The following is an 11,541-nucleotide window of genomic DNA, read 5'->3' on the forward strand; positions in this document are numbered from 1 at the left end:
ATGTTTGGGGAATTCTCGCCCAGGGAATGCTGTTGCCCGCAGTCAGCGTAATATGCGGAGAAATATAATAATGAAATATCTATTACCTCATTCAATGACCCTCGCGGGGTAAAGTGGGGGTTTCATTGCGCTAGGTCAATAAAGCGTTGAATATAAAAATCAATCACTTGTGGCGACCTGTTAGCTGCTCACCACAGCTAAAGGCCGCCTGTACGTGGACAAGGTGTGGACGTTAAACCACTACATCAAGCCCCCCACTGAGTGGGTTCAACGCAACGGCATCTTGCAGATATTCCGGTGAAAAATGCGCATATACCATTGTTTGTTGAATCGTTGCATGACCGAGAATTCGTTGTAAGGCAATTATGTTGCCGCCCTTCATAATGAAGTGGCTGGCAAATGTATGCCTCAAAACATGGGCCGCCTGGCCTTTCGGTAAATCGGGCTTTATAGCCTTCAGCTTTAATCGAAACTTGGGGTAATCAACATTGAATAGCCGCCCTGAATCCCTCGTTTTGATCTCATCCTGAAGCACTGATGAAATTGGCACCGTTCGCGGCTTACCGCTTTTCGTTACCATGAACGTGACCCGCCCATGATTAACCCTTTCCGCCGTCAAATTATTGGCCTCACCGAACCGAGCGCCCGTACTCAAACAAAAGAGCGTAAAACGCCTTTCCTCACCTTCCAGCATACTGAGTAGCCGAGCGACCTCTCGTAATGTGAGGTAGGTCATTTCAGGGTGTTTTTCTTCAAGCTTCCCAATGCCGCGCAGCGGATGCTCAGCGGTAAATAAGTCAGCTTTACACAAGAATGAAAACACCCCCGACAAACGCCCCAGGTCACGGTTTATCGTTGCGGCTGTGATACCGAGTGACAACCGGCGGGCGCGGTACTCCAGAACACTGCGCTTATTGAATCGGTTTACAGCCGGGTCGCCGAGATCATTCACCGTCTTTTTCAACTGGCATAAGTAGGTTTGGCCACAGCGAAGGTTCTGGCCGTGATATAGCCACCATGTATCCAGTAATGCACTCAGTTGGCGACGGTCAACGGTTGCCCCCAGCCATTCTTTCTTATCAGCATTTGCCAGGACGTAACGTTCAAACGCCTGTGCTTCCATCTTCTTGTTGAACCGCTTGCGGATACGCTTTCCATTGCGACCGGCTGGGCGGATGTCCACTTGGTACTGACCATCATCGAGCTTCTTAATCGACATGACGAAGCCCTCCGATGAATTGCTTATCTTGGTAACAGATTGTGAAAATGTATTCTTTGTAAAGGCTTATCCAATTTTCTTTTCGGATTGGGACGATTCCGCGCTTTCTTGCCCAGAGTGTGCGAGAGCCGGTGCAATCTGACCGGATTCAGGGGCTGTCTGGCCGGTCATCATCCAGAGTGTGTATTTAATGAAGCGAGGGTGTTGCAGGATTTTCATTAAGACAGCTGATCCTGGCTCTGCAAAACCGCCGTCGTACTTCTTCACCGTACTAATTGAAATATCTAACATTTCGCTAAATTTCGATTGGCTTAAACCTTCAGCCATTCTCATTGCTTTCATTTTTTCATGTATCTGCATTGACGAGTTCCATATCTGGATATAGTATTCACGCAAAGGTATCCACATATGGATACCCCAGAACAACAAAACATCAACCGCCATATATGGCAGTTAGAAGCAGCTAAAGGCAGTTGATCCAGAGAGGTTAGCACACATGATCGAGAGCTTTCAGGAAATCAAGCACCCAGTAGATGCGGTGCATTACGTGAAATTCGCCGAGATGATCGGCAAGCCTGCCACCGCAGTAAAAACGATGATTGATGACAACAAGTTGCCGATCATCCAGTGGCGTGTACCAGGTGGCATTTCTAAGAAGGGAGAAAACTGGGTGTTCTTGCCGGAGTTCAACCGTGCGATGCGTGACGCATTCGAGAACCGCCCGAAGGAACAGCGCGACGCGTGGCTGTTGTGGCTGGGGCTTTAATCATGAAAACCCAGCGATTCCTTATTGCAACTGAAGGCGGCACCAAAGACGGGCGAACAATTAGCGCCGTCGAAATCGCAGCGATGGCGAAAAACTTCGACTACGAAGGCCGGGTGATCCCTGTGACATATGACTACTTCAAATGGAGTCCGATGCTTAGTGAAGTTGTTGGCATCGGTACAGAAAATGTATACGGGAAATTAAGTCTTTATGTCGAAGTTAATGCTACTGAAGAGTTGCGGGAAATTGCAGAAAGAAAGGTCGGCCACTACCTAGCACCGGCAATTAACGGATGCAACTCATGGGCAACATTAATTGAAGTAGCTGTAACTCAATATTCAACAATATATGACGTAGATAAATTGCAGTTTGAAAGGGGGAACCATGCAAACGCCATTTTACGCAGCCGCTAACCGCGTGATCCGCATGTACGGAATGCGTCAAGAGCAAGCATTCAGAAACAGCCCCGCGCATTCTCCGTCCGAAATCCATTGGGCAAGCGAAATGCTGTATTCGCTGGCGGGCGCCGCTGGATACGCAGCAAGCAAAGAAGCGATCCAGCTACGCAATGCAGCAGATCACTGGCGGAACAATGAAAAGGTTCCCGACTTTTTCCCAGAAGAGATTGAGGACTAACCATGACCATCGCAGCAAATTGTCCCTCCCTTGCCGCCATGTTGACCCACGGCCAGCAGATCACCCACCGCCGCCATACCCGCGGCTGGCTGGAACTGCCGAACGGTCGCCACTTCCAGCCAAAGGTTGCCGACGTACAATTTATTCCTGGTATGCGTAAGCCGTTCATGTCCCGCCCGCGCCCACGTTGGTTTGCTCGCTTGATGGGGATATTTGCGTGAAGTTGGCCAAATCCGTTTCGTGGTTCTTCTGGCCCGCATTTGTGTGTCATTGGGGTTGGCTTATGGCAGGGGATCTTTATCAGGCTGGCCAGGCGTTAACAAAATTATTGGTTCTACTCTTCACCGCGTGACACCTGCCGCGCCCCTCGGGGCGCTGCCCTATCTGTAAGCACATCCGACCCGGTGTTCTTTCAAATAGGTAATTAATAATGAATGGGGGATTTATGGGCGCTATTACACAAAGTCAGGAAACAAGGAAATTGCCATTCCGCGATTTTTGCGTCGAATGGCGAGAGAACGCAAAAATAAATCAAAATGTCGCCTGCCGTCATTTTAATGCCAACCATAACAGCCAAGAACAAGGTGACGAAGACCGCGAGGTTATCTTGTTCCGGGCTAATCGTATTGCTGACAAGCAGGGAAAGAAAAAACCTTTCCGCACGACGGACGCAAAACGCCGCTTCGAAACATTCACCGAAGCCGAGCGCGAATTAATAGTTCTAGCGATGAATGCCGAAAGTAGATTAGGCCGCTGCCTACCGAAGTTTATTTCCATCGCTGACCGAACACTGAATCTTTAATTAACAGCCTGTAAAGCACTGGCGCGTTTATTCCGTGCCGGGATTTGTATTGCCTGAAATTGGAGGTACCGCCATGCATTACGCCGTTTACATCCTTATTGCCATTGCCCTGTTCGTCAATGGAACACTGGCCCTCCACTGCTGGCGCCGTTGTCGCAACTTGGCATCACGCCCAGAGGATCGCAACTATGACTAGGTTATATTCCCCGAGCGTCACCGGCAGACTAAACCGAGCTAAACCCGACTGGACTGCTGAAGACCTCCGCATATTGAATGAATTCAAGGACAGCAAAAGCGCGGCTGCAATCGGAAAACTTCTGACGCCACCGCGCAGCCGCAGCGCTGTGTTGACAAAGGCCGACAACCTCAAAATATGCCTTTCCTTTCAAAAGGGGGAGCATTTTTCTGACGAGGAACAAGCGTTAATTAGAAATAACGCTGGGACAATGCGCGTGGCTGAAATGGCCAAAATAATCGGAAGGCCAGAATACGCCGTCAGGAAACATGCTAGCTATCACGGCATTAAATTACGCATTCCTAACGACGATGCCATTTTGATGTATCAGCTTAGAAAAGATTACGGATTGAGCCACAAGGAAATAGCCAAAAAATTCGAGATATCTCCCGGCACCGTTTTTTATTGGTGCAAAAAGTTTGAAAGCGACGAGTCAAAACTTAACCAAATCAACGAGGTGAAAAAATGAGCTACCCAGTGAAACCTAAACATACAGAAAACCTGCGCGTAATAATCAGCTTCCTGCGTGCGTTAATTCCATCTGAGAACAATGCATTTGCAAAAGCGCAAGTTGGTGTTTTTGCCGACATGATAAATGATGCCATTGCCGAATTAGAGGCACGACAAAAATCTGTCGGTATAGACCAGTACATTGCGGAACTGAAGGAGGAAGTTAAAAAGCAACGCCAGCGCATTGAGCACCTGGAGCAATACAAAGCGGGCTGGCTTTCTATCATCAATGCTTGCAATGAAGCCTACCCGCATTGGGCGCCATTATCTGAAGCCGATTTCCTGCGGGTAGCTGACTTAATCAAGTCTGTAGCCGCTGACCCTGTAGGTTTCCACGCCCGCGACGCTATTCTCGGCGGACAAAATGAGCATTTCAAACGCCGCTATGCTGGACATGGTCGCCGCATTCTGTTCATTCAGAAGAAGGACACCACCGAAATCTGTCTCCGCCAGGTGATCGCCACCCAGGCACTGCAAGCCTTAATCATCGCGGGGCTGAATACCGACGCCTGGGAAGACTACACCGACCTTACCGCTTCTGCCTATGCCATCGCCGACGAATTCCTGAAAGGCGGTACGCAATGAGCATCCATATCAAGATTGACGATCGCTTCGTCATTACCAGCGACGTGCATCAGTTCATCCTCAACCAGCGGGTAGTCGGTAAGGCTGGCGAAAGCGCAGGCAAAGAACGCCTGGTTCCTTTGGCCTACTGCCCCACTATCACCCAGTTGGTTAATGTCCTCGTTCACCAACATGTCCGCGACTCCGACATTCGCAGCATTTCGGAGCTGGCCGCCAAAATCACACGCATCGGCCAGCGATGTGAGTCGGCCTTTAAAGACGAAGAGCTGAAGGAAAAATACAGTGCGAAATACAGGGGAAAGGGGGCTGACCGTGGCTAGACGCACCTCAAACAGGCAGGCGCGGTTAACGCTTTGGGTTCCGATTGCCGGGTATGGTGCCTGCTTCAAAATTAGCAACCGGCGGTGGCAGGTGTACAGCGCCAACTACCCGAACATTTGGCAACACGTTAAACCGTCACGAAAACAAAAGGCATGTCAGCAACAGCCTATGCAACGGATAACCGGCTATGACCCAGGCGACGGGGAAGAACAGGCCGTTGAATGTGTGCTCCGCCGCGATCCAGTCACAGGCGTATTGACGTTAATGTCGGCGGATATTGTGGAACGTAAGGCTGGCGATCGTCGCATGTTCAATATCGACGAATGGCCGTTCTTGGATGTCTAAAGAAACCCGCGGTCGCATTCCCCCAACTCCGCCGCTGCCCTATCCGGGCGGCGGCGCTGTCGTGTCTGATCTTCCCTTCACTTGGAACGCGCCGCGCCATGCGATAAACCCACGCCAGGAAGAAACTCCGACTGCACCAGCACCGCAATCGCTGGCCGGTATCATCGCGCTTTACACCACTGAACGTCTGCACTTGGCCGAACAGGCGGAAGCCCTAAGTGAGGCAGCATGGCGCAAATACTTCAACAGCGAGGAACGCGATCCAGAGCTGCACGAATTCAACCAAGAAAGACGCCTAAGCCAGGTCAAACTGGCGCGGGAATTGTACCGCCATACCCCTTCGTTAGCCGCCCAGGCTGACTTGAACGCCCAACCAAAATTTATCCGCCAACCGCTGCAACAGCGGGTCGACTATCTGCGCCGGGAAGAAGGCGACGATCGGGCCAATGCGTTTTTATGCGACATCGTTAAAAGCGAATTGGCACGATTGGAGGTGGTACGCAACCGCCAACAAACCATCGGCTTTCGCCACATGGCAGGCCGTGAAGGTCTGGATGCCCTGCTGATTTTGCCGGAGCTGTACCAGGACGAGGTTAAAGGGCTGGCTGTCAAAGTGGCCACACACATGGACATGTTGTTCGTTGAGCAGTACGAAATGCTCGTCGCCGACACAGAGGACATCCCACTGGATGACATGTTGCAGCTTTACCGCCTGGTGGCCAACGAGGCCGCAAGGTTGTCCGTGCAGCCGCCGGGCTACCATGCACTGCTGCACGAAGGCACCCGCCGGGCGGAAATCCCCTACCATCTGATCCCCGGTGCAATAGCCCGCCTACGCTGCGCCAACTGGTGGTATCGCAAACTGTGGCGCCTGCGCTGCGAATGGCGCGAGGCCCAGCTCCGCGCCGTCTGCCTGGTGCACAAGCACGCGTCCGTTTATATCAGCCATGACGCCCTGATACACAAGCGCGAACAGCGCCGCAAGGCCATGGAATTTTTCAAAGCGCATGAGCTGACCAACGAAGACGGCGTCACGCTGGCGATGGAAGACGTGATCGAAGCCAGCAACAGCAACCCGAAGCACCGCCGCAATGAAATGATGGCCTGCGCCAAGGGGCTGGAACTGTTGGCCGAAATGCGCGGCGACTGTGCCGTCTTCTATACGATTACCACCCCGTCCAAATATCACGCGACGCTGGCGAGCGGTAAACCGAATCCGAAGTGGAACCACACCACCCCACGCGAAACCAGCGATTACCTGGTCAATCTGTTTGCCGGTATCCGCAAAGCAATGCACCGCCAGGGATTGCGCTGGTATGGCCTGCGTGTGGCCGAGCCGCACCACGACGGCACAGTACACTGGCATTTGCTGTGCTTCATGCGCAAGAAAGACCGCAAGGCGATTACCACCCTCATGCGTAATTTTGCTATTCGGGACGACCGGGCCGAACTGGGGCCGGGCCTGGGTAAAAACATCAAACCGCGTTTTGATGCCGAGCTGATCACCAAAAGCAAAGGTAGCCCGACCAGCTACATCGCCAAGTATGTGAGCAAGAATATCGACGGGCGCGGGCTAAAGGACACCATCAGCAAAGAGACCGGAAAATCGCTCAAAGACACAGTGGAGAACGTGACCGCCTGGGCATCGCTGCACCGCGTGCAGCAATTCCGCTTCTTCGGCATTCCCTCCCGTCAGGCTTACCGCGAATTACGGTTGCTGGCTGGGCAACTGGCCCGCAAGCAAGACCCACACCAGCCAAAGAAACGCGGCGCCCCGCAACTGGGAGACAAGCAGATGGACGATGTGTTGGCCGCCGCCGATGTCGGGTGTTTTGCTACCTACATCAGCAAACAGGGCGGCGTGTTAATACCGCGCAAGCACCACGTTGTCCGCACCGCTTACACCTCATCAGACACGCCGAACGATTACGGCGACCACGGCACGCAAATTTATGGCGTCTGGTCGCCACGGCTGGGCGATACCTCCCGCATCTGTACCCATACCGGCGACTGGAAAATGGTACGCAAGACCGACAACAACGCCCCGAATTCGGCGACCGACGCCAACGGCGGCGATCGCTTTGGGTTTGACGTTGACCGTCAGGGCGGCCCCGCCGCCCCTTGGACTCGTGGCAATAACTGTCCCCTAGAGCAAAATTCAAACAGCGAAGGGGGCGAAATTGCCACGCACCAAAAGCCGGAACGCATCCATTTTGAGCAACTGAGCTATAAAGAGCGGCGGGCATTACTAAAAAGAATGCGAGAGGAAGAACCGAAGGCGGCACAGGAACGGCAACTTGCCAAACCGCCGACGCCTGGAGAGCGTGCATTATCATCACAGCAGGGCGAACTGATTGGAAAACTGGATGATTACGCCTTCACCCTGGGGATCGACATCAGTCGGGTAGCATTACGGCGCCTGGTCATGGGGCAAACCGTCAATATTGACGGCGAACGGTACCGGGCAGGTATGGAAGGTGTACTGTATCGGGTTCATGACAGCGGAAAAAATTCACCTGGTGAACTGATCGCCCGCTTCGGACAAGCCCTTCGCAAGAGCAACAGCCAATAAAAAACCCGCTTTCGCGGGTTCCTGTTAAATCGTTTGGCCCTGGAGCAGGTCTAGAGCCATCTGCCGTTCATCAGGCTTTAACAAATTGAGCAACGACTTAACCAGACTGCTGCCTGTTTTTGCGCTTGGGCTTATTGTGTGCGAGAACGTGACATTCAGCACGAACGTATGGCCGCACTCAACATCTGAGCACGCACAATACAAATCAGACAGTTTTTTATCTTTCCTGCATGTCTTCCGAATAATGGCATTTTCGCCACACTCCGGACAGTAAACCTTCATTACCCGCATAGCTTCCCCCGAAACCACTGTGTTCATACAGTTTAACCGATTCGGGGGGTATCAGCTAATTACAACAAGCCGCGATCTGCGAGAACTTCTAGGCCAACGTCGGGCATTGTGTCACGTTGTTCTATCGTAAATGCGCCGTCGTAGACAGCAGCAAAAGCAACGTCACCCAGCATCGAAGATGTAGTGCTACCGTTGGGATCACCCCCAAGATGTAATGGTGTGTCGAGAGTTTGCCCTTGTGCAACATTATCGCCAAGCACCCCATAACGCAGCCCCAGCTCACTTACTCTAACGCTGGCACTTCCATCAGCCGGATTAAACACCCCTGCCGCTACATACCATTTGTCGATCTCCGGCTGGGCAATATTACCCAGGGAAATCGTGCCCAAGGAACCCGATGGATAAACATAGGACATCAGCAATTCACCGCTGTAGTAAAAGCTGAAACCGTGGCCGTTGTTTTCAGTCGTGTTACGGCAATTCAGGATGTTGATATAACGTGAAAGCGACGACAGTCTGAACGCCGTCAAGAATGAGACCGCCCCCTGACCGGGCTTAACCAAAGTGGTCGGTGACGGTTTCACCCCCTTGTCATAATGCAGCCCCCAATATTGGATCTGACCGCCGCCAGGTTTCACCTCGAAACCGTTGCCGCTGTTATCCAGCGGGTTCAACAAGTCGAAGCTGGCAAGTGTGGGCAGTGGGGACATAGTCTGCAATTTCGACATGATCGGGATATATTGTCGATTCCAGTCTGAATACTTGATGATTTTATTAGCAAATAAGCGGACGCCTGCGGCTGTCATGATTTTATCCTTTTAAATATTTGGGGAATGTTCTGGAGTGCCATGGTTCTCGTTGCCGATACCAATGAGCGTGCCGGTATACGTTGCGCCCCCTGCCGGGTCTAACCAGTCACAATTTGCCGTCCGAACGTTATTAGCATCAAAGTACAATGCACCAGCCGCATCGGGGTAGAGCTGAACGTCGGCACCTGTAACACGGCAGCGGTTCCCCGTGTCTCCAGCAGTGAAACGGGCCAACAGGCCGCCATGAATATCGAATGTTGCCCGTGCCCCGGCGGCGTTGATGATCACCGGGTCGCAGTTAATCAGCGTGACCTTAGGCACCCACGCGTAAGGGCTTTCCCGGTACGTCGTGCCATCGACGGTTTTGTCCCAGTCAGTGGTGTTTCCTGGCAGGTACACCATCGGGCAGGCGTTCGCAGCAATAACCGGGTTGTTGATGACGCTGATCACGTTCTCGCCGATGATCCGCGCGTTGGTGCCATCAGGTCGCAATTTCTGGCGACTGGCGTAGGGGTTGCTCGCCATGTCAGCACCAATGCGAAATACTGCCATGCAGGCGTTTTTATTTTCCGCCACGTTTGCCGCAGTCATTCCCCGAACACTGACTAACGACGGTAAATAGGTGCGGTTGTGTGGGCTGTACCGAGAACGGTACGCGCGGCAGAACGTGAACGCGAAGTTATCGGGCAGCGATTCCGGTGAGCCTTCCAGGTCGAACACGATATTTTCGCCAACAATCGTGTGCGGCGTTTTCGTCGTAATGCCATAGTTCACTGCGTCGCCGGAGTTCATCAGCACCACGTCAAACGACAACACGTTACTGGCCCAGGCTTTATCGATATTGCTATCGAAGCGGATCACCTGGTCACGCACGGTAAGATTAGACTCACAGTCTCCGGCATAGTCTTCGCGCATGGCGATCATGTAGCCCTGCCGATACTCAAGCGTGCCGCCTGCTTGTTCAATTGAATGCTGTGTAACAACGAATATGTTGTCCTCAAAGGTGTACTTGCCACCGCCTTGCAGGAAAATCTGTTTGCCTTTAAACAGGGTGCGGCTGATATTCACGTCGTAGCCGAATGAATGGAAATCAAAGCGGTTCATCACGGAGCGATCGATAAACAGGCGCTTGACGCCGTGGTGCCCTTGAAAGCCCCAGCCGTAAAGGCCGTAATAACCCGTAATGTGCGCTTCAATGCTGTTACGAAAACAAATAGCGTAAGCTCCGCCATCTTTGTTAGGCATACATTCCGCCGTGGCATTGGTCAGCCGAATATCGGTCACACCGTATGACCCCACCATGACGCGAGATTCGACATTGCCCGTTGCCCAGTTATTCAGTACTAGATCATTGACGGCAACCATTGAGCGTTCAATTTCAATATTGACGAATTTGCGCCCATTGCCCGCTTCGAAGAACGTCGGCGGCGTGAAGGCCAGCCATGCGTCTTCTTTCGGCTGTATCCAGGCTTCTGAAATAGTACCGGCAGGCGTGCTCTTAACGAGCTGGTCAGACAGTGCGCCATTGCGGCCGATACGCGAAAAATCGCGATACTTCACCTGGGTGCGCGGGTTCACCTTGTTGCCGTCTCGGTACAGTTCTACGGCGGAAGAAATGTAGCCGAACAGCCCGCCGCGATACTCATACAGTTTCGGAATCGGCAGGTATGTACTGCCTTTTTTGATGTACCGCGCGTAATTGGCATTGAGATCAGCCAGCTCGTCGGCAGTAAAGTCGATACGGCTTTTGCCCTGGATGCGGTACATGTAGACCGGCTCTGGAGAACCATCATCCACCCCATCGACTTTGCCCCAACGGGTTTCGTCCGTGCCACTGCGGTTGCATGTGACAATGGTACAACCTGACAGGTTTCCCGACGTGCGGACTATCCATTCAGAACCAACCCACAAAAAAGCCCCGGTATTCTGTACCACAGGCAAACCGTACCGGTTAGCAAAGGCGTGACAGCGCGCGATCGCTTCATCCGCCGCCAGAATATTGGCCAGCAATGACTGCGCGGCAGCCTCTTCGCCTTCTTTCGACAGCGCCACATACTGCTGGTAAATGGCGTCGGGGATGCGTGGGGCACCGAACATGTCATAACTGACCGAGTCCGTCAGGCGAACCCAGCGCCGACCATCGGCACCGACCAAAACACCGCCGCCGTCGTCTTCATCCGTTACACCAGGAAAAAACACAAATCGCCCGCCAATTTGGGCACCGACGACGTCTCGCACCGTGGCATCACCAGTATAATTTCGGATGTCGTCGTAACCTGTTGCTGTATCCCCTGGCGTAATGGCGCCAGCCTGTCCACTGCCGACGCCCAGGCCGACCGTCGTGCCGTCTTCTTTTGCCCCGGCGATCACGGCACCGTTGGCCGTGTAAATTAACCATACCCAGCCTGGAGGGGCGTTGTTATCGATATAGCTATCGCCAAACTTAAGCC

The 11,541-nt window shown here is 52.7% G+C and carries 15 protein-coding genes; 10 read left to right on the plus strand and 5 right to left on the minus strand.

Annotated elements, in window-relative coordinates:
* Positions 1-232 precede the first annotated feature (232 nt).
* Positions 233-1,219, minus strand: a complete 987-nt coding sequence (locus tag ACGS9J_RS21595) for a phage integrase (protein WP_442232801.1) — start codon at positions 1,217-1,219, stop codon at positions 233-235.
* Positions 1,220-1,285: 66 nt separating this feature from the next.
* Positions 1,286-1,579 carry a helix-turn-helix domain-containing protein gene (locus ACGS9J_RS21600; RefSeq protein ID WP_115184099.1) on the minus strand — a complete coding sequence of 98 codons (294 nt, stop codon included), beginning with the start codon at positions 1,577-1,579 and terminating at the stop codon, positions 1,286-1,288.
* A gap of 136 nt (positions 1,580-1,715) precedes the next feature.
* Between ACGS9J_RS21600 and ACGS9J_RS21605 the strand changes: the two genes are divergently transcribed.
* The 10 genes from ACGS9J_RS21605 (at position 1,716) to ACGS9J_RS21650 (ending at position 7,991) form a co-directional block, all read left to right on the plus strand.
* A complete protein-coding gene (locus ACGS9J_RS21605) occupies positions 1,716-1,985 on the plus strand; it encodes a Cox family DNA-binding protein (protein WP_442232802.1) in 270 nt (89 codons plus the stop codon).
* A gap of 2 nt (positions 1,986-1,987) precedes the next feature.
* Entirely contained in the window at positions 1,988-2,398 is a 411-nt protein-coding gene (locus tag ACGS9J_RS21610) for a GPO family capsid scaffolding protein (RefSeq protein WP_442232803.1), read from the plus strand.
* Positions 2,370-2,621: a hypothetical protein gene (locus tag ACGS9J_RS21615; protein WP_442232804.1), complete on the plus strand. Its 252-nt coding sequence runs from the start codon at positions 2,370-2,372 to the stop codon at positions 2,619-2,621. The genes ACGS9J_RS21610 and ACGS9J_RS21615 overlap by 29 nt, the downstream gene beginning before the upstream one ends.
* 2 nt (positions 2,622-2,623) lie before the next feature.
* The gene (locus ACGS9J_RS21620; protein WP_115184096.1) at positions 2,624-2,842 is read left to right on the plus strand and encodes a phage filamentation protein Fil family protein; all 219 of its coding nucleotides are present in this window, start codon (positions 2,624-2,626) and stop codon (positions 2,840-2,842) included.
* A 224-nt stretch (positions 2,843-3,066) separates the two neighbouring features.
* Complete coding sequence (locus tag ACGS9J_RS21625) at positions 3,067-3,423, plus strand: hypothetical protein (RefSeq protein WP_442232805.1); 357 nt, start codon at positions 3,067-3,069, stop codon at positions 3,421-3,423.
* A 188-nt stretch (positions 3,424-3,611) separates the two neighbouring features.
* Complete coding sequence (locus ACGS9J_RS21630) at positions 3,612-4,127, plus strand: hypothetical protein (protein ID WP_442232806.1); 516 nt, start codon at positions 3,612-3,614, stop codon at positions 4,125-4,127.
* On the plus strand, positions 4,124-4,753 hold the full coding sequence (locus tag ACGS9J_RS21635; RefSeq protein ID WP_442232807.1) for a hypothetical protein: 630 nt from the start codon (positions 4,124-4,126) through the stop codon (positions 4,751-4,753). Before ACGS9J_RS21630 ends, ACGS9J_RS21635 begins: the two co-directional genes overlap by 4 nt.
* Entirely contained in the window at positions 4,750-5,073 is a 324-nt protein-coding gene (locus ACGS9J_RS21640; RefSeq protein WP_442232808.1) for a DUF5405 family protein, read from the plus strand. The genes ACGS9J_RS21635 and ACGS9J_RS21640 overlap by 4 nt, the downstream gene beginning before the upstream one ends.
* Entirely contained in the window at positions 5,066-5,419 is a 354-nt protein-coding gene (locus tag ACGS9J_RS21645; RefSeq protein WP_442232809.1) for a hypothetical protein, read from the plus strand. Before ACGS9J_RS21640 ends, ACGS9J_RS21645 begins: the two co-directional genes overlap by 8 nt.
* Positions 5,412-7,991 (plus strand): replication endonuclease, encoded by a 2,580-nt coding sequence (locus ACGS9J_RS21650; RefSeq protein WP_442232810.1) that lies wholly within the window; start codon positions 5,412-5,414, stop codon positions 7,989-7,991. Before ACGS9J_RS21645 ends, ACGS9J_RS21650 begins: the two co-directional genes overlap by 8 nt.
* A 24-nt stretch (positions 7,992-8,015) precedes the next feature.
* Here the strand turns inward: ACGS9J_RS21650 and ACGS9J_RS21655 are convergent, their stop codons facing one another.
* From ACGS9J_RS21655 to ACGS9J_RS21665, 3 genes are all read right to left on the minus strand, one after another.
* Positions 8,016-8,282 carry an ogr/Delta-like zinc finger family protein gene (locus ACGS9J_RS21655; RefSeq protein WP_442232817.1) on the minus strand — a complete coding sequence of 89 codons (267 nt, stop codon included), beginning with the start codon at positions 8,280-8,282 and terminating at the stop codon, positions 8,016-8,018.
* Positions 8,283-8,341: 59 nt separating this feature from the next.
* Positions 8,342-9,088, minus strand: coding sequence for a LamG-like jellyroll fold domain-containing protein (locus ACGS9J_RS21660; protein WP_442232811.1), 747 nt, complete (start codon positions 9,086-9,088; stop codon positions 8,342-8,344).
* 12 nt (positions 9,089-9,100) lie between these two features.
* Positions 9,101-11,541 (minus strand): hypothetical protein (locus ACGS9J_RS21665; protein WP_442232812.1); only part of this gene is annotated, 2,441 nt, incomplete at its 5' end.

The organism is Serratia quinivorans (assembly GCF_052113645.1).
GTDB classification, from domain to species: Bacteria; Pseudomonadota; Gammaproteobacteria; order Enterobacterales; family Enterobacteriaceae; genus Serratia; species Serratia quinivorans_B.